Origin of the sequence: Clostridium sp. AM58-1XD (genome assembly GCF_003464085.1) — a bacterium.
Lineage (GTDB): Bacteria > Bacillota > Clostridia > Lachnospirales > Lachnospiraceae > Lachnoclostridium_A.
Genome location: NZ_QSDR01000042.1, coordinates 16,690 through 34,016, shown reverse-complemented (window position 1 = coordinate 34,016; position 17,327 = coordinate 16,690). Strand labels below are relative to the sequence as shown.

Here is a 17,327-nt window from a genome sequence, read left to right as displayed (position 1 = left end):
AATACTTATTCCTTATTTTTTGAATTAAAGAAGCTCTTATATTCTGATATGTATATTCTTTTCTTTTTAATTAGCATTAGAAAATACTCCATAGTATATCGAATAACAGGCTCTGGGATTGCTTCAAAGTAAATAAGATCCTTTAATACTTCATCATAGTCGCTTCCGGCTTTGAGGTATTCCGGCTTTCCGGTCATCACCGGCCTGCACTGATACAGCGGGCACTTCTGCTTTTTGTCATAAACAAAACGGCCTTCTTTCGTAAAGCAGAGGTAATATCCCAAAACAAATGCACGATCCACCATTTGATCTGGAAATAGTACTTTAACTTGGTACTCCACTTTTTCCCTGTCAACGGTGCCGTGCATCAATTGAAATCCTAATTCCTCCAAATCTGTTTCATACTTCCTGATTGTCGGAAGAATCCGTTCATATTCCTCCATAAGAATCCTCTCTGCGTCCTCCCTATTTATAAACTGTTTTCTCATCATACAATGGATGTCTTCACCTACATTCTCCATGCCTTTTAACGGGACTCCTGACTCTTTCAAATGACGCACCAGCGCAAAAACGAAGCGGGTATCCTGACAGTCGCCAATAAAGGCATTTATTTTAAACAGAAGCCTGTGGTTTTGATAAAAAATACTTATAATAATCCGTCCATCTTTCTTTTCCTTTATGTGTACCCCTGTCAGCTCGCTGACTGTATAACACACCATTTTCTGAAAACGTCTGCAAAACACCAGATTAGTGCCTTCTATTTTTATTTTCCCCCCATATCGCAGGGAACAATTACATGAGCGTACCGTAAAGCGGCGTTTGTCCGGGCATGGATGAATGGCCGCCAATCTGCCGGCACCAAATGTGCGCCCTGGAATATCCAGTTCCACCCCACGTTTCTCCAATTCTATAAATAGTTGTTCACAAGTAACAAAATCATCATATAATTTAAACAGTTTTCCTGTCTTGCCCATAAGAACATAACCATCTGCCGACCATATTACCTTAGTTATTTCACTCAGCCTGCATCGGTGCCTGCGCAGCAGAAAATCCCGAAATACGATATCCTCCCCCTTAACAGTTACAAGCCGGCAGCTGTATAGGACGAGTAAAATTCCAGCAATCCCTGGGATCATTAAAAATCCCAGGGCGATCCCTACAGAGGCCGTCTCATTTCCGTTAAGGTAATCCAAATAGCAAAAAACTGACAGCAACAAACCTATTACCAGCGTAACAATACCAGCGATCCCGATCGCCCGTGGTGGATGGAGCACCAGATCATTGCCGCTCTCTTCCTCACTTTTGATGTTCTTTTGGGGGAATATCATCATAGATCCTCCTGTGTTTCCATTTCTGTCATTTTCTTTTCAAAAATCTCGGCCGCTATGGCAGCAAGTTCCGCACAGGGCCGTTTTTTATAGTATTCCTTCGTCCGCTCCTCCGGGACCGGATTCGTATCGCCATTGATTCCAGACAGAAGTTCCCGGCAGATAATACTCCCGCTCTTTCTGCGGAATTCGTCCGCCAGCTCCTGAATCAGCCTGTAGTGGTCCGTTTTTTCTTCCCTGGCCTTGGGATCGGAATATCCGTAAAGCACACCTGCTGCAAGGGCCATACCGCTGACGCAGCCGCATACCTCTCTCATCCGTCCGAGGCCACCGCCGAAGGAAGAGGCCATTTTTGCCACCGTCTCCATATCCATTCCCATCTCCTCGCAGAATGCCCCTGCTACGGCCTGGGAACAGTTATATCCTTCTAAAAACAACGCCTTCGCCTTTTCTCCATGAGTCATATTCATGTTCTCCTTTTCTCATTTTCCCGTATATGAAATCAGTCGTAGGATACTACGTCCACTCGTTCCTTTTCATAATCAATAAACACCTGATAGGCGTCTCCGTTTTCATCCGTATCCCACAGTTCTGCAAATTTCGGCGTCACTTCGATTAGAATTTCCGTATCTTCATGGCTGTATTTATTGTAGCTGTTTTTCAGATATTTTTCATAAAGCTTTTCAAATTTTCTTCCAGGCTCATCGATGACAAGTCCCCTGTTCATTGCGGTTCCCTCCACCTGCACGCCGTTCCAGCAAAGGGCCACATTCGGATTTTCAAACAGCTGCTTTGTCTTTCTGAAATTCTTGTCCGTTTTAAAATAGATTTTCCCGTCATAAAACAGACAGCTGACATTTCTCACCATTACATGATCGGCGGCGCTGGATGCCAGCGCATGATCTTCGACGTTCCCAGCAGGCTGAACATCCTCTCTTCTGCCTCTTCTACCGTCATCTTCTTTCTCGGTCTTTCCTGCATGATATTTCCTCCTATCGATTGACAAAATGTTTAATGTGAACGCTTATTTTCTTATACGCAAAGTATGTGATCAGGGAAGTCACCCCGTTTTTTATCAGGTTAAACGGCACAATGCCGAACAGGGCAAAGGTAAAGGGATTGCTGATCGCCGGGTTAATGGCATGGCACATGTCTATGATCTCCTGCATGCTCATTCCAAACAGCTTTACATAGAATGGAATTATCATATACATATTCGTAAAGATCGCAACGACGGCACATATAACCGTTCCGACTGCCATTCCTGCAACGGCATGACCTTTCGTCTTCTTTCTATCATAAATCCAAATGGCAGGAAGCACGTATGCACAGCTCAGGAGGATATTCTGGATTTCCCCTGTCAGAGCGGAATTCGTCCCCAGAATAGCCATTTTTACGAGAATTTTTACGACTATGATAAACACCGCCGCCACCGGTCCCAAAGCGAATCCCCCGATAATCTCCACCAGGCCTGCAAAGTCAAAGTCCATAAAGGGCGGCATAAACGGCAGGGGGAACCGAATCATCATAAGGACTGCTCCGAGCCCTCCCATCACTCCGATCAGGGCGATATTCCTTGTTTTCAATGTGTTCTTTTCCATTTCTTTCTGTCCTTTCTCTGATAAAATTTCTTTCTGCCGGGAGCACTGCTAAAAAATGCGCGCCTCCCTGCAGAGAGTTTTTTGTTTCACAGGAGCTTGAACAAAGAGTTCCGCAAGCGGAGCTCTCGCACCTGGAAGGATTTTTTTACATAGGATAGTTCGGAGAACTTTCCTATGTAAAAAACCGGAGACTACATAAATAGTCTCCGGGGTAAAGGTCACAGAAAACGTCTTTTCTCATCCGGACTATAACCGTCGGTTTTGGAATTTCACCAAATCAGCCGTGCGTCGCACGGGTCATGGACTATCACCATCGGTAAGGATTTTCACCTTGCCACAAAGACTGCCGATATGAAATTGTCTTGTCAATGCTGTAACGTCATCTGCCGACGGCCATACTCTCTTATGCCGTCATCGATTTATACTATACACCTGTTGTGCAAAAATGTACATACTTTTTACGTATTTATCTTTAATTGGCATGGTTTACGCTCATATTCGCCCTGTATTCCTGTTCATTCCAGTTGATGCGGGAAGCAACCTTCGCCTCCTTGTTGAGAGTAACGCCGTCCAGCATCATTTCTTTAAACTTCATATAACCCGCTTTGTCGATCAGATGACCTCCATGGATATAAACAGGTTTGTATTCCAGCGTATTTGCAGAAAATTCCCTCCAGTTGCCGATGACCTTCAGCAGCACGTCTTCCGTAATGTAGTCCAGGAAAATCTTTCCTACGCGCGGGCTCTTGCGGCTCGTACGGCCTCCGATCAGCACGCGGTAGTACACCTTTGGCGACCGCACGAAAGCCCGTGTCGGACATGCCTCCACACACTCTCCACACCCGATACAGATATGCTCGTTGCGGACAACTCTGCCGTTTACCGCGGACAGGGCATCCGTAGACCGCTGGGAACAAGCGCGGACACAGGCGCCGCAGGAAATACAGCGGCTGGCATCATACTGGGGAATGGTTACGCCCAGGATACCGAAATCAGCATATGAGCCTTGATACAGTCGTTCGGACATCCGGCCAGACAGATTTTGATATGGTAATGGCTGGGAAAAATCACTTTCTCCAGTTTGCGGGCCAGTGATGGAACCTGCATATTCGCCTTAGGACAGTGATCGGCTCCGATGCAGCCCATAATGTTGCGTGCTCCAAGCGTCGGATACCCCTGATCGCCAGGCTCCATGTCAACGCCGCACCCATACACTTCTACTTCCCGTATATAATCCCCGATCATTTTGTTGACCGCTTCAATATTTTCATACTTAATACCAGGTATGGAAAAGGTCTGGCGCGTCCCAATATGGAAGCTTCCGTTTCCGTATTTCTGGGCGATCTCCTGTACAAGCGTCAGATGCTTTGCATCCATCACCCCTCCCGGCACGCGCATCTGGAACATGAACTCTCCCGGCACTTTGGACTGGCGGAAACAATTGGAACGCAGCTGATCTACATTGATATCGTGATTCATAATAAACGGTTCTCCTTTCCCTACTGCTCGTTCGTGGCGCCGGAAGCCTCATAAAGCTGGTCCAGTTCATCACAGAAACGGTTTACGGTTGTTCCAAAATTAATCAGCCTCGGACAGATATCGATACAGCGGCCGCAGCCCACGCAGATCTGCTCTTTTGATTCCTTCAGCGTGGGCCTGTAAAACTTATCCATAACCCTCTGACGAATTCTTTTGGGAACGATTGCCGTAACAGGATTTTTACTGAGCGCGTGGGTAGTAACCACCTGGCAGCCTCCCCATACCCTCTGTATTTCCGTTATCTTTCCGTCAACAGCAGGAACTCTTTTCTCCTGAACGCACGTACATGTGGAACATGCCATATTACAGCTTCCGCAGCCTATGCAGCGCTTTTCATACGCCTTCCACAAGTCCATATCCTTGATCTCTGCCTGAGTCTGCCAGTCCCACTCCCTGATTTTCGGCGTTCTCACCTTCATTTCATTTTCTGATACGAAGGCAAAGCTGTAATCGTCGTCTTTACCTGCTGCCGGCAGATAAGCTTCCAATTCTTTATCCCTGATTTCAAGAGATAAACCGTCTTTTTCAAATCGCACTCCCATATCGAACTGATCCGCAGTATTCGTGTTCATAGACACGCAGAAGCAAGTATCGAATCCCTTTTTGCACTCCATCAAAACCGTCTTCATTCCGGCCCTTCTATTCTGATAAAAGGCATCTTTTCCGAACGTCTGATCCAGGCGCTTGAGCGCGTGCAGATCACAGGTACGAAGAAACATTAAAATCGGCTTTGTTTCTTCCGGCGCCACCGGTACTACGGTGTTTCCGATTTCTACCGCCACAGTCTGGCGGATCGGGATCAGTACCTCCTTTATGGCATAGTCTGATCTCTTTTGATACTCTATTTCTGAAAAATGTTCAATCACCCCATATCGTATGCTGTCCGTGTAGCTGTATCTTCCCTGGTTCGCATACGCTTTCGGCGCATAAATAATATAATCGTTCTGCAGGGCCCTGATCAGCTCTTCTGATTCCTTGCCGCTTAAATACATGTGTAACCTCCTTGGATTTCATAATTAGTAAACAGCTTCGCATTTGGCCGGGCGTGTTGAACGCAGCAAACAGCTGCGTTTCTCCCGGATGCTCGGCTATTTTTCATATCGAACGTGCAGCAAGGAATGTGCTTTTTCTCCCCCGACGTCCCCCAGGTATTCCTGGTACATGTTCAGAATGTACGGATTCTTGTGGGATTTGCGGTATGTAAGCCGGCTATCCTGACGATACAGTACGTCTGCCCGCTCCTTGCAGAAATTGTGAGTTTCTCTGTCAGCAGCGCTTACGTGGGGCTGTCCGCCTCCGTTCACACATCCACCGGGACAGGCCATGACTTCTATAAAATGATAATCTTTATCCTTTAATTTTCCGCTCTCCATAAAATGGAACAGATTGGCTGCTCCGTGAATAACAGCAATCCTATATTCACTGCCTGCGATTTTTACAACAGCTTCCTTTACGCCATCCAACCCTCTCACGTCCTGATAATCCACCGTTTCCAGGCTCACCTGCTCCATCAGATCCTTCGCCGTCCGCAGCGCTGCTTCCATAACGCCTCCGGTAGCTCCGAAAATCACGGCCGCTCCCGTATAATATCCCATATCCGGGTCGGCTTCTTCATCTGGAAGCTGCGAAAAACAGATTCCTGCATCCAGAACGAGACTTGCCAATTCTCTCGTATCCAGAACCGCGTCCACATCTCTGATTCCCCGTCTGTCCGTCATTTCCCTGCGGGCCGCTTCAAACTTCTTAGCCGTACACGGCATTACGGTTACAGTAAAAACAGATTCCGGATCTATATGATTCGTATCCGCATAGTAGCTCTTTGTCATCGCTCCGAACATCTGCTGAGGTGATTTTGCACTCGACACATTCGGCATGAGCTCAGGATAGTAATTTTCCACAAGGCGGATCCATCCAGGACAGCATGATGTGAACATGGGGAAGGGACCTCCCGCCTGAATGCGGGTAATCAGTTCTGTTCCCTCTTCCATGATCGTCATATCTGCTGCGAAGTTGACGTCATATACTTTTTTAAAATTCATCCGGCGCAGCGCGGCATATACCTTTCCTGTAACATCCGTGCCATATGGATAACCAAATGCCTCTCCAAGAGCCGTACGAACGGAAGGAGCCATTCCTACAACGACGTGCTTCGCCGGGTCGGCTAGTGCTTTTCTCACCTGAATCAGAGAAGACTTTTCAGAAAGCGCTCCTACGGGGCAGGCGGCAACACATTGTCCGCACAGCAGGCAGCCCGTCTGGTCAAAACATTTCAGCTCAAGGGGGGCCATAATTTCGTGTCCCTCTTCCCCATTTGGCTGCATAATGTCCGTGCCTGATTTCGTATGACAGGCAGAAACACACCGGCCGCATCGGATACATTTCGATTCATCTCTTACGATGGAAACGCTTCTTTCATCCCGTTTTTCTGCGAACTCTCCGTTTATCCGTTCTTTCAGAATTCTGGCCGCTTCGTCCGGAATCCTGGCATGTACCAGCTTCACCAGCTTCAAAAATTCGCAGTCCCGTTTCCGCATGCATGTGCCACAGGAAAAATTATGATCCGTAAGCAGTTCTTCCATTTTGGCTTTCACCGCTTCCTGTACCCGCCTGCTGTTTGTCCGAATCTTCATTCCCTCTTCAACGGCGGTGCCGCAGGCCCCCACCAGGTTCTCATTTCCTTCCACTTCCACCCGGCATATCCCGCATTTCCCCGTATTCTGACATTCTTTCAGAAAGCAGAGCGTCGGAATGTGAAATCCATGCTCTCTCGCCGCCTCCAGAATGGTCTGGCCGGCTTCCGCCTCAAAAGGCTTCCCGTTAATAAAAATCTGCATTTGTTTATCCTCATCCTTTCCTGATATTAAAGGAACTTTTATGGTATCATTATCACGGGCGGCCAAGAAAAAGTAAACATGGAACTTTTTATGCCGTCATAAATTTTATTTATAGTACGTCCATTACGGTTCTTTAAAGGAATGTTCTCCACTGATCGGAGACAGCTGCGGAAATTGCCAGGCATGACCGTAGCACGCTGCCGCCGATCTCTGCCCAGCTGCCATCGCCCTGTCCATGTGGAAAAGGAGCAGTATCTGCATACCGCAAAAACAGCAGGAAAAAATAAGATGGCGGAATGAAGCCTCATACGGTAAAATATAGATCAGAAACGTAATTTAAGTGCCGCAAAATCAGCAAATAAATTTCTGCACAAGGATCCGTCACCTGTGCGCATGGAAAGTCGGGGAAGCGGTTCTTCTATTTGATATGATGGGTTCAGACAGGGAGGGAATGAGATGGACTGGGTAACGGGAATACAAAGGGCAATCGACTATGTGGAGGACAACATCACGGAATCCATCGACTACGATGAAGTGGCTAAAAGAGCTTATTCATCAAATTATCATTTTCAACGCGTATTCAGCGTCCTATGTGGATATCCACTGGGTGAATATATACGCAGCAGACGGCTTACGCTCGCAGGAAGCGAACTGGCCGGTTCTGATATCAAAGTGATCGATGCGGCTCTCAAATACGGCTACGACAGCCCGGACAGCTTCACAAAGGCATTTACCCGCTTTCACGGCATCACTCCGTCAGCTGCAAAGCAGCGCGGAGCCAGTTTAAAATCTTTTTCCCGTTTGTCAATTAAACTATCATTGGAAGGCGGTAATATTATGAATTACAGAATTGAAGAAAAAGAAGCAATGAAAATCGCAGCCAGGACAAAAAGATTTACAACGGATGAAGAGATTAACCGCAGGCTGATTCCTGAATTCTGGAACACCTGTGCAGAGGACGGCACCTTTGATGTTCTCTGCGGCATGACATCCGAAGAGAGTGTATTTGGACGAGCTCTTCTCGGTATCTGTTCCGAAGATACCTGCAGAGAATCATCGGATTTCGAGTACTCCATCGGTACACAGTACATGGGCGGCCCTGTTCCTGACGGCTATACGATCAAAGATGTTCCGAAACTCACCTGGGCCGTATTTGAATGCAGGGGTGCGGTGCCGCAGGGTATTCAGGAAGGCTGGCACAAAGTATATGCGGAATTCTTCCCGGCTTCAGAATACGAGCAGTACTCTCAATTTACCTTTGAAGTTTATCCGGATGGTGACAGAACCAGCAGCACCTATGTTTCTGAAATCTGGATTCCTGTCAGGAAGAAATAAGGTTCGGTTCAAGGGAACAGAAATTCTGAATGTATTCCCACCGTTACGTTTTTCATATTCGTTTAAAGGCATAATTCCTTCCTTTATAAATCAGCTCCCATAAGATCGGGACAGCTCTTCTATAAACAGGCGGCTGGCCGCCGTCAGCTTGATATTCTTTGAATAGATATAAGACAGCGGGCGAACCACTCTCTCAGGAGGAAGCGCATATGTAATTCCCACTACGCCTTCTTTTAAGAGTTCCTTGGAGGCCAGCGTGATCCCGATCTTTTTCTGGACACCTTTTAACAAAGAAAGGTTGCTGCCAAAAGACATAAAGGATTTGGGCCGAATATGATATTTCGTAATAAACAGATCCTGATACTCTCTTGTGCCAGAACCTTTTTCTCTGGATATCCAGTTGATTCCGTCCAGCTCCTCCCGTGGTATCTGCCTCTTGGCAAAGGGATGGTCCTCTGGAACGAGAAGGACCATTTCGTCTTCCTCAAAATATATCTGATCTAATTCGCTGTAATGAATGGACCCTTCTACAAGTCCGACGTGAAGGGAAAAATCATGGATTTTAGAGGAAATTTCATCCGTATCTCCGATGGTCACTTCCACCTGTACTTCCGGATATTTATGTGTAAATGAAGAAAGGAGGTCCGGCAGAAGGCATTCTCCTACCGTATAGGTGGCGCCGATCTTGAGATGGCCCGTTACTTTATCCGATTCATTCTGGATATCCCTTCTCGTCTTATTCAGCAGCTCCAGCAGTTCCTGGGCTCTGTTGTACAGGACAAGGCCGCTTTCTGTAATTGTCATATTACGGTTCGACCGCATAATCAGTTCCGTACCGAAATACTGCTCCAGCATCTTCACCTGGGCGCTGACAGCCGGCTGGGTCAGATTCATCATCTTGCCCGCCTTCGTGAAATTCTTATATTCTACTACATAGATAAATGTCTCTAATTCCTCCAGCATTGTCCGCTTCTCCTGTCTATTCCATCTGTCTGCCGGCATGTTTTAAAGATATAAATGCCTCTTCTTCATTTTCCACGCCTTCGGCCAGAACCTGAAGTCCCATTTCATGGAACATGACCGCCAGACTTATCACCATAGCTGCCGCCTCTTTCTTCTCCATTTCCGGCCAGATCAGGCTCTTATCCAGCTTGATCGTGTCCAGCGGCGTATTCATGATCTTTCTCGCGCTTCCCTTCCTTTCAAATACTGTAGTAATCGTATAGAAAAAATAGCTCATACCCGTAAGAGGCGTAGCGACAAAATCCATCGTTACAATCCACGTCACAGCACATGGAGCATATCCCTGAAAAGCCAGCACGTTTGCTTAATAGCCTGTCCCACTATTTTATAATTAACTGCGATTATTATCAAGCATTAAAATATAAAAGAACGTATACAAAATCCACCAGACGGCATGACTTCTGAAGAAATCCGCGATATGAGTAATGATGAACTTCTAATTCTAACCCCTGTTTTCTGTGCCCTGCTTTTGCAGGGCCATTTATTTACATAATTCCTTTTGCGCGAGTGCGCATCCATAGCGGAACGTTTTTGCTTTCTAGGAAATCATACGATTTATCACTTTACAATAACAAGGTCTTTTCCAGAAAGCAAAAACAGGACGGCACCTGGCCGTCCTGCAAATAGCTTTTCCCCTCATACTCAAACCGCGGAATATTCCCGCATTTACTGGTTCTGATTGATATAATTAACCAGTCCTCCGGCCTCGATAATCCCCTGCATAAACGGAGGGAATGCCTGCCCTTTATAAGTCTCACCCTTCGTCCTGTTGGTGATTACACCGCTATCGAAATCGACTTCCACCTCATCTCCGGCTTGAATCGCCGCTGCCGCTTCCGGGCATTCGATGATCGGAAGGCCGATATTGATCGCGTTTCTGTAAAAGATTCTGGCAAATGTCTCTGCAATTACACAGCTGACCCCGGCACATTTAATTGCCAGCGGCGCATGCTCTCTGGAAGAACCGCAACCAAAGTTCTTATTTGCCACGATCAGATCGCCGGCCTGCACTTTGGTTATAAATTCTTTGTCGATGTCTTCCATACAGTGTTTTGCCAGTTCGTTTCCGTCTGTCGCGTTCAGATATCTGGCCGGGATGATGACATCCGTATCCACATTGTCTCCATATTTAAAAACGTGTCCAACTGCTTTCATGATTTCACCTCCTGTTATTCCAGTTCACATGGACAGGAAATCTTACCTGTCACCGCACTCGCTGCTGCAACCGCCGGGCTTGCCAGATATACTTCTGATTCCACATGGCCCATACGTCCTACAAAGTTGCGGTTCGTCGTAGAAACACACCGCTCTCCTGCTGCCAGAATACCCATATATCCTCCAAGGCACGGCCCGCACGTTGGCGTGCTGACCACGGCTCCTGCTTCAATAAATATTTCCAGCAGCCCTTCTCTCATAGACTGAAGATAGATCGCCTGCGTTGCCGGAATGACAATACAGCGTACTCCCTTTGCTACCTTATGGCCTGACATAACCTCCGCAGCGATTCTCATGTCGTCGATTCTGCCGTTGGTACAGGAGCCGATGACAACCTGATCTATCTTCACTTCTCCCACTTCGTCAATCGTCTTTGTATTTTCCGGAAGGTGCGGGAATGCGACCGTCGGTTTCAGCTCGGACAGGTCGATGGTATAAACTGCATCGTACTCTGCATCCTCGTCGGCTTCATACACTTGAAAACTGCGCTTGGAATGCTCCTTCATGTAGAGTTCGGCCTTGTCATCTACAGGAAAAATTCCGTTCTTTCCTCCTGCTTCAATCGCCATATTACAGATGGTAAAGCGGTCGTCCATGGAAAGGCTGTCAATTCCGTCTCCTGTGAATTCCATCGATTTGTAAAGAGCTCCGTCCACACCGATCATTCCGATAATGTGAAGAATGACATCCTTGCCGCTGACCCATTTTCCAGGCTTGCCTGTGAGGATAAATTTGATGGCGGAAGGCACCTTAAACCAAGCTTTTCCAGTTACCATGCCTGCTGCCATATCCGTGCTTCCTACGCCCGTAGAAAATGCGCCCAGAGCGCCATATGTACATGTATGAGAATCCGCTCCGATCACAGCATCGCCTGCCACAACAAGGCCTTTTTCCGGAAGCAGCGCGTGTTCGATTCCCATTTCTCCCACGTCAAAATAATTGGAAATCTCATGCCTGCATGCGAAATCACGGCAGCACTTGCAGTTTTCCGCCGACTTAATATCCTTGTTCGGAATAAAATGGTCCATAACCAGGGCAATTTTATCCTTATGAAAAACGCTCTGGCTGTTCATCTTCTTCATTTCGTTTATCGCTACCGGTGAAGTGATGTCATTGCCGAGAACAAGATCCAAATCCGCCTCGATTAACTGTCCTGCCTTTACTTCCGGAAGCCCTGCGTGGGCAGCCAGAATTTTCTGGGTCATTGTCATTCCCATAATGTATCCTCCTTCTATCACTTTTGATGTCTCTTACTCAAGGACATTTCCCTGCATCTGTTCTTTCTACTTTACATTCTAGCACAGCCTTTGCTATAATGATAATACATATTAGATATATTTATTATAAAATTGAGTTATATATTATCCAGGAATGTTAGAGTTTTTCATAATCTCTCGTTATATCAACTATTCATAGCGTTTATATTTCCATGAAAGGAGCCGTATGGAACAGCATTTATCACAATATAAAATCTTTTATGAAGTAGCAAAGGCAGGCAATATTTCTAAAGCTGCCAAAGAACTGTATATCAGCCAGCCGGCCATCAGCAAGGCCATCGGCAAGCTGGAAGACAATTTGGGAGTTTCCCTTTTTACAAGGAATTCCCGCGGCGTTCATCTGACGGAAGAAGGCGAGCTGCTGTTTGTTCATACAAAAGCAGCCTTTGAATTTTTGAACAGAGGGGAAAAAGAGCTGAAGCGTATACGCGATTTCAATATCGGCCATCTGAGAATCGGAGTCAGCAATACGCTCTGCCGCTACATACTTCTCCCTTATCTCCATCAATTTATCGAATGTTATCCTCACATGAAAATTACAATCGAAAGCCAGTCCACGACCCATACGCTGACTATGCTGGAACATCAGCAGATCGACCTGGGTCTGGTGGCCGAACCTGACAGCAAGAAAAGCCTCACCTTTCTGCCTCTTCAGGACATTCACGATATCTTTGTATCCACCAGAAGCTATCTGGACAATTTAAAACTCAGGGAAGGCGAAGAAACCGACATATTCCAGACAGGCAATATCATGCTCCTGGACCGCAACAACCTGACACGCCGCCATATTGACGACTACATGGCTGCCCGCAATCTCGTGGCAAACCAGGTTCTGGAGGTCACAGCCATGGATCTTCTGATCGAATTCGCCAAAATCGGTATGGGCATCGGCTGCGTCATCAAGGAATTTGTGAAAGATGAACTGGATTCCGGAGAATTGATTGAAATTCCGTTAAAAGACCCGATTGAAAAGAGGACGGTAGGCTTCGCCTACAATAACATGCTCCCTTCTTCAGCTCTGAATTTATTCCTGAAATTCCTGTCGGAGCACGGTCCCAAATGTCAGCAGCCATAGCCAGAGATTCTGCTTCTTTCCAATAGCTCTTTATTGAATGAGTGAATGATCGAGTGACCTGCGCTTCACATACAAACAGGCTTTGCAGAGAATGACTGTCTATCAGACACCGTCATTCCTGCAAAGCCTGTTTTTACATGCACACCGTAGTGCATTCCTTCTTAAAACCGGTCCGCCGTATCGTGATCAAATGGTTCACTTATATGATCCATTTAGTTGTTAATCAGTTTATTGGTATCGTTCCAGCTGTAAAGCTTGCGCAGTTCTGCTCCAACCTTCTCATGAGCGCCTTCTGCTTCCAGCTTTCTCATCGCGTTGAAGTGCGGGCAGCCTGCCTGGTTCTCAAGCAGCCAGTCCTTAGCAAATGTACCATCCTGAATATCCGTAAGGATCTGCTTCATTGCCTTCTTTGTATCTTCTGTAACGATCTTCGGTCCTGTTATGTAATCACCGTATTCCGCCGTATTGGAAACGGAATATCTCATTCCTGCAAATCCGCTCTCATAGATCAGGTCTACGATCAGCTTCATCTCGTGGATACACTCGAAATATGCGTTTTCAGGAGCATATCCCGCTTCTGTCAGAGTCTCGAAACCAGCTTTCATCAGTGCGCATACGCCGCCGCAGAGAACTGCCTGCTCGCCGAAAAGGTCTGTTTCTGTCTCAACACGGAATGTTGTTTCCAGGATACCTGCTCTTGCTCCGCCCAGTGCGTGACCGTATGCCAGCGCTTTGTCAAGGGCCTTGCCTGTTGCATCCTGCTGTACGGCAACGAGACATGGCGTTCCTCTGCCTCTCTGATACTCACTTCTTACCGTATGGCCAGGTGCCTTTGGAGCGATCATCGTAACGTCTACATCCTTAGGCGGTACGATCTGTCCGAAATGAATTGCGAATCCGTGAGCGAACATCAGCATATTGCCTGCTTCCAGGTTCGGCTCGATCGATTCCTTATATAATTTAGCCTGCTTCTCATCATTTATTAAAATCATGATGATGTCCGCTTTCTTTGCTGCCTCAGCTGCTGTATATACTTCAAATCCTGCTGCTTCTGCCTTTTCCCAGGATCTGCTGCCCTTATAAAGTCCCACGATAACATGGCATCCGGACTCCTTTAAGTTGAGAGCGTGTGCATGTCCCTGGCTGCCGTAACCGATAACGGCAATGGTCTTGCCTTCTAACAGGGATAAATTACAATCTTCCTGATAATAAATCTTTGCCATGATTATTTTTCCTCCTCAAATGAATTTGTGATGTATTGAGCAAAAGGGATTGGACCGACGACTCTCTGTCCGCCTCTGGCCTTCTCCCTCAGCTTACGGTAAATAACGGACATCTTCGGTTCCTCTGGAAAGGCCCGTCACTCCGGTCCTGGCCAGCTCCAGAATCTCATAATCTTCCACCAGATTGATAAGAGCGTTTAACTTGGACTGGTCTCCTGTCAGCATAATCGTCATGGATTCCTTTCCAACGTCTACGATGGAAGCTCGGAAAATATCTGCGATTGCGCTGACGGCCTGCCTCTCGCTGGCATTCGCCTTCACCTTAACAAGGATCAGCTCCCTGTATACAGATGTATTTCCCCTCAACTCCTTAATGTCCCGCACATCTTCCAGCTTTTCCAGCTGGTTCTTGATCTGCTCCAGAATCTTCTGATCTCCAAAGGAAACTACGGTCATTCTGGAATACCGTTCGTCTGCCGTCGTGCCGACAGTGAGACTTTCAATGTTATATCCCCGGCGGCTGAATAAACCAGATACTCTCGCCAGAACACCGGCAGTATTATCTACCAGCAGCGATAAAACAATTCTTTCCATCTTCTCCATCGAACTCCTCCGTTTCCTGTGTAACATAATGTATATCGTATCAAACGATATTATACCAATGATAACAACACGACCAAAATTTGTCAACTATTGAAAAGTAATATTTCTCATAACGCAAAGTTATGGTTAATTTGACCAAATCACCCTGATCTTTCTCCTGTAAAAGAAAACAGAGGCTCCTGCCGCCAGCAATTCCGCCACGGGAAAGGCTGCCCATACGCCTGCCGTCCCCCATACCGGAACAAGCAGAAGGGCCAGCGGAGGAATGATCAGGAACTGCCGGATCATATTGATGACGAGAGACGCCATTCCGTTTCCCAGTCCTTCAAACGTGCCGGCGCAGACGAGGGAGATCGATGAAATCACGAATCCGCAGGAAATAATTTTCAAAGCGCTGACTCCGGTTGCCATCATCTCTTCGTCTGCTTTAAACAGTGTCATAATCATTTCAGGCATGCCCATGAAAAGCAGGGTCCCAAAGGCCATAATCACGGCAATCGATCCTGCGCCGCATACCATGACGCGCCGTATCCTGTCATATTTTCCCGCGCCGTAACAATATCCCGCAATTGGCCTCAGCCCCTGGATTACTCCATTTGCCGGCATATAAACGAACGACTGGATTTTGATATATACCCCCAGAACGGCAACGGCCGCCGTAGAAATTCCCGCCAGAATTCCATTCAGGATTCCTACCATGACAGAAGGAAGAGCCGTCATCATTCCGGATGGAACAGCCACCGCATAAATCCGTTTCAGAATCATCCGGTCGCACTTAAATCCTTTCAGGCTGATCGAAATTCCGCTGCGGCTCACGGCAAACAGGACAAGCGCCATCAGACATGCTGTAAACTGGCCGATAATTGTTGCGGCGGCAGCCCTGTAATTCCCATGGATGGAAAGCCGTACTGACCAAAGATCAGAATTGGATCGAGTATGATATTGACAAGTGCTCCGGCGGCCTGAAGGAACATGGGAACGACCATGTTTCCCACAGCCTGGAAGATCTTTTCTATAAAAATATGGAATATACTCGCAAAGGAGAGGCAGATGACGATTCTGGAATACGTACACCCCATCTCGTATATTTCCTGATTATTCGTAAACATTGCGATAAACGGCCCCGAAAGAAAGAGGCCCGCAAGCACAAAAATCAGGGAATGAATCAGCGAACAGATGACGCCGTGAGCTGCAATTCTGTTCGTCTCATCCGTGTTCTTTTCTCCCAGGCTTCTGGACATGCAGGAATTGATGCCGATGCCAAAACCGACTGCTACGGCCAGAACCAGGTTCTGCAGCGGAAACACGAGGGAAACAGCCGTCAGCGCCTCTTTGCTGTAGCTGGCCAGATAAATACTGTCTACCACATTATACATAGACTGAATCAGCATGGATACCATCGGCGGAAATGACATTCCCAGAAGAAGCGGCAGGACCGGCTTCGTACCCATTGGATTTTCTTTTTCCATAAATTTTTCCTCCTTTATAAAGATCACGTATTCGCGCAATCTCCGCCTGCAGCGGACCCCATCAGCAGTCCATTTCTTTCCGCCGCAGCGGCCCGCTTCGTGCACGAACGGAAAAGGGCTATATATTCTCTGTTTGTCAATCAGAAACAGAAAAATATATAGCCCTTTCTCTTCAGCAGTGCCAGTATAGCACACGCACATTATTCCGTCAATTCCTTTGTAAATCTTTCCCGAAAGTCATAGGATATCCTTAGACTTATCCGATGTATGTAACGAAATCAGCTTTCCTCGGCGCTGCCTTTGGATAATCGCCGTCCACATAGCCCAGAATGCAGTGGCCGATTCCTTCATAATCGCCGTCCAGTCCCCATTCCTTTAACAGGGATTTGCCGTATTCCGTATTAAACTCTTCCTTCGCACGGTTGATCCAGCAGGAGCCGATTCCCAAAGAATGTGCCGCATTCATCAGGTTGCCCATGACAAGGCTTCCGTCATAGAGATAATTGGAAGACTTTCTGTCTGCCAGTACGAGAATGACCGTAGGTGCCCCGAAAAATGCATCCGGCATCTCCGGTTTGCCCAGAAATTCCTTGTTCATATCGGATAATTTCTTTAAAATTTCCTTATCTCTGATTACAACCATGTGTGTCGGCTGCATGTTCTTGCCGGAAGCCGCATATTTCCCCGCTTCCAGGATCATCTCCAGCTCTTCATCCTTGATCTGCTCCGGTTTAAATCTGCGTACGCTTCTTCTTTCAATCAGGTTCTTAATCGTCTCATTCATGTCCATTACCTCCATCTGTCC

At 47.0% G+C, this 17,327-nt stretch carries 17 protein-coding genes, 1 pseudogene and 1 riboswitch; of the genes and pseudogenes, 2 read left to right on the top strand and 16 right to left on the bottom strand.

What is annotated here, in order from left to right; all coding sequences use genetic code 11:
• Positions 1-5: 5 nt before the first annotated feature.
• The 7 genes and pseudogenes from DXA13_RS18730 to DXA13_RS18700 form a co-directional block, all read right to left on the bottom strand.
• The gene (locus DXA13_RS18730; protein ID WP_147348057.1) at positions 6-1,331 is read right to left on the bottom strand and encodes a hypothetical protein; all 1,326 of its coding nucleotides are present in this window, start codon (positions 1,329-1,331) and stop codon (positions 6-8) included.
• Positions 1,328-1,798 (bottom strand): C-GCAxxG-C-C family protein, encoded by a 471-nt coding sequence (locus DXA13_RS18725; RefSeq protein ID WP_118246555.1) that lies wholly within the window; start codon positions 1,796-1,798, stop codon positions 1,328-1,330. The genes DXA13_RS18730 and DXA13_RS18725 overlap by 4 nt, the downstream gene beginning before the upstream one ends.
• 32 nt (positions 1,799-1,830) lie before the next feature.
• A complete protein-coding gene (locus DXA13_RS18720) occupies positions 1,831-2,196 on the bottom strand; it encodes a pyridoxamine 5'-phosphate oxidase family protein (RefSeq protein ID WP_243009221.1) in 366 nt (121 codons plus the stop codon).
• A gap of 124 nt (positions 2,197-2,320) precedes the next feature.
• A complete protein-coding gene (locus DXA13_RS18715; protein ID WP_118246554.1) occupies positions 2,321-2,929 on the bottom strand; it encodes an ECF transporter S component in 609 nt (202 codons plus the stop codon).
• Positions 2,930-3,154: 225 nt separating this feature from the next.
• Positions 3,155-3,277, bottom strand: a riboswitch (FMN riboswitch).
• 124 nt (positions 3,278-3,401) lie between these two features.
• Positions 3,402-4,408 (bottom strand): annotated as a pseudogene (gene asrC / locus DXA13_RS18710) (sulfite reductase subunit C).
• Between the two features lie 20 nt (positions 4,409-4,428).
• Positions 4,429-5,460, bottom strand: coding sequence for a 4Fe-4S dicluster domain-containing protein (locus tag DXA13_RS18705; RefSeq protein ID WP_118246553.1), 1,032 nt, complete (start codon positions 5,458-5,460; stop codon positions 4,429-4,431).
• 96 nt (positions 5,461-5,556) lie between these two features.
• On the bottom strand, positions 5,557-7,302 hold the full coding sequence (locus DXA13_RS18700) for a 2Fe-2S iron-sulfur cluster binding domain-containing protein (protein WP_118246552.1): 1,746 nt from the start codon (positions 7,300-7,302) through the stop codon (positions 5,557-5,559).
• Between the two features lie 456 nt (positions 7,303-7,758).
• Here DXA13_RS18700 and DXA13_RS18695 point away from each other — a divergent pair, with 456 nt between their 5' ends.
• A complete protein-coding gene (locus DXA13_RS18695; RefSeq protein ID WP_118246551.1) occupies positions 7,759-8,637 on the top strand; it encodes an AraC family transcriptional regulator in 879 nt (292 codons plus the stop codon).
• A 90-nt stretch (positions 8,638-8,727) separates the two neighbouring features.
• Here DXA13_RS18695 and DXA13_RS18690 read toward each other — a convergent pair whose 3' ends face one another.
• The 4 genes from DXA13_RS18690 to leuC form a co-directional block, all read right to left on the bottom strand.
• Positions 8,728-9,600: a LysR family transcriptional regulator gene (locus DXA13_RS18690; protein WP_181995744.1), complete on the bottom strand. Its 873-nt coding sequence runs from the start codon at positions 9,598-9,600 to the stop codon at positions 8,728-8,730.
• Positions 9,601-9,616: 16 nt separating this feature from the next.
• Positions 9,617-9,958: an EAL domain-containing protein gene (locus tag DXA13_RS18685; protein WP_118246549.1), complete on the bottom strand. Its 342-nt coding sequence runs from the start codon at positions 9,956-9,958 to the stop codon at positions 9,617-9,619.
• Between the two features lie 368 nt (positions 9,959-10,326).
• Positions 10,327-10,815, bottom strand: a complete 489-nt coding sequence (gene leuD, locus DXA13_RS18680) for a 3-isopropylmalate dehydratase small subunit (RefSeq protein ID WP_118246548.1) — start codon at positions 10,813-10,815, stop codon at positions 10,327-10,329.
• 14 nt (positions 10,816-10,829) lie between these two features.
• Positions 10,830-12,092: a 3-isopropylmalate dehydratase large subunit gene (leuC, locus tag DXA13_RS18675; protein WP_118246547.1), complete on the bottom strand. Its 1,263-nt coding sequence runs from the start codon at positions 12,090-12,092 to the stop codon at positions 10,830-10,832.
• Positions 12,093-12,318: 226 nt separating this feature from the next.
• On the opposite strand from leuC, the gene DXA13_RS18670 reads away from it, so the two are divergent.
• Positions 12,319-13,227: a LysR family transcriptional regulator gene (locus DXA13_RS18670; protein ID WP_118246546.1), complete on the top strand. Its 909-nt coding sequence runs from the start codon at positions 12,319-12,321 to the stop codon at positions 13,225-13,227.
• Positions 13,228-13,439: 212 nt separating this feature from the next.
• Here the strand turns inward: DXA13_RS18670 and ilvC are convergent, their stop codons facing one another.
• From ilvC to DXA13_RS18650, 5 genes are all read right to left on the bottom strand, one after another.
• Positions 13,440-14,450 (bottom strand): ketol-acid reductoisomerase, encoded by a 1,011-nt coding sequence (ilvC, locus tag DXA13_RS18665; protein WP_118246545.1) that lies wholly within the window; start codon positions 14,448-14,450, stop codon positions 13,440-13,442.
• Between the two features lie 93 nt (positions 14,451-14,543).
• The gene (gene ilvN, locus DXA13_RS18660) at positions 14,544-15,044 is read right to left on the bottom strand and encodes an acetolactate synthase small subunit (protein ID WP_118246558.1); all 501 of its coding nucleotides are present in this window, start codon (positions 15,042-15,044) and stop codon (positions 14,544-14,546) included.
• A 135-nt stretch (positions 15,045-15,179) separates the two neighbouring features.
• Positions 15,180-15,890 (bottom strand): MATE family efflux transporter, encoded by a 711-nt coding sequence (locus DXA13_RS23345; protein WP_347559929.1) that lies wholly within the window; start codon positions 15,888-15,890, stop codon positions 15,180-15,182.
• Positions 15,890-16,522 carry an MATE family efflux transporter gene (locus DXA13_RS23340; RefSeq protein ID WP_347559928.1) on the bottom strand — a complete coding sequence of 211 codons (633 nt, stop codon included), beginning with the start codon at positions 16,520-16,522 and terminating at the stop codon, positions 15,890-15,892. The genes DXA13_RS23345 and DXA13_RS23340 overlap by 1 nt, the downstream gene beginning before the upstream one ends.
• A gap of 256 nt (positions 16,523-16,778) precedes the next feature.
• Positions 16,779-17,306 carry a nitroreductase gene (locus DXA13_RS18650; RefSeq protein ID WP_118246544.1) on the bottom strand — a complete coding sequence of 176 codons (528 nt, stop codon included), beginning with the start codon at positions 17,304-17,306 and terminating at the stop codon, positions 16,779-16,781.
• Positions 17,307-17,327 lie beyond the last annotated feature (21 nt).

Excerpts from the sequence above, each read along its gene's own strand:
- DXA13_RS18730 (WP_147348057.1), bottom strand. The coding sequence starts at position 1,331 with ATGATGATATTCCCCCAAAAGAACATCAAAAGTGAGGAAGAGAGCGGC.
- DXA13_RS18725 (WP_118246555.1), bottom strand. The coding sequence starts at position 1,798 with ATGAATATGACTCATGGAGAAAAGGCGAAGGCGTTGTTTTTAGAAGGA.
- DXA13_RS18720 (WP_243009221.1), bottom strand. The coding sequence starts at position 2,196 with ATGGTGAGAAATGTCAGCTGTCTGTTTTATGACGGGAAAATCTATTTT.
- DXA13_RS18715 (WP_118246554.1), bottom strand. The coding sequence starts at position 2,929 with ATGGAAAAGAACACATTGAAAACAAGGAATATCGCCCTGATCGGAGTG.
- DXA13_RS18705 (WP_118246553.1), bottom strand. The coding sequence starts at position 5,460 with ATGTATTTAAGCGGCAAGGAATCAGAAGAGCTGATCAGGGCCCTGCAG.
- DXA13_RS18700 (WP_118246552.1), bottom strand. The coding sequence starts at position 7,302 with ATGCAGATTTTTATTAACGGGAAGCCTTTTGAGGCGGAAGCCGGCCAG.
- DXA13_RS18695 (WP_118246551.1), top strand. The coding sequence starts at position 7,759 with ATGGACTGGGTAACGGGAATACAAAGGGCAATCGACTATGTGGAGGAC.
- DXA13_RS18690 (WP_181995744.1), bottom strand. The coding sequence starts at position 9,600 with ATGCTGGAGGAATTAGAGACATTTATCTATGTAGTAGAATATAAGAAT.
- leuD (WP_118246548.1), bottom strand. The coding sequence starts at position 10,815 with ATGAAAGCAGTTGGACACGTTTTTAAATATGGAGACAATGTGGATACG.
- leuC (WP_118246547.1), bottom strand. The coding sequence starts at position 12,092 with ATGGGAATGACAATGACCCAGAAAATTCTGGCTGCCCACGCAGGGCTT.
- DXA13_RS18670 (WP_118246546.1), top strand. The coding sequence starts at position 12,319 with ATGGAACAGCATTTATCACAATATAAAATCTTTTATGAAGTAGCAAAG.
- ilvC (WP_118246545.1), bottom strand. The coding sequence starts at position 14,450 with ATGGCAAAGATTTATTATCAGGAAGATTGTAATTTATCCCTGTTAGAA.
- ilvN (WP_118246558.1), bottom strand. The coding sequence starts at position 15,044 with ATGGAAAGAATTGTTTTATCGCTGCTGGTAGATAATACTGCCGGTGTT.
- DXA13_RS23345 (WP_347559929.1), bottom strand. The coding sequence starts at position 15,890 with ATGGCGCTTGTCCTGTTTGCCGTGAGCCGCAGCGGAATTTCGATCAGC.
- DXA13_RS23340 (WP_347559928.1), bottom strand. The coding sequence starts at position 16,522 with ATGGAAAAAGAAAATCCAATGGGTACGAAGCCGGTCCTGCCGCTTCTT.
- DXA13_RS18650 (WP_118246544.1), bottom strand. The coding sequence starts at position 17,306 with ATGAATGAGACGATTAAGAACCTGATTGAAAGAAGAAGCGTACGCAGA.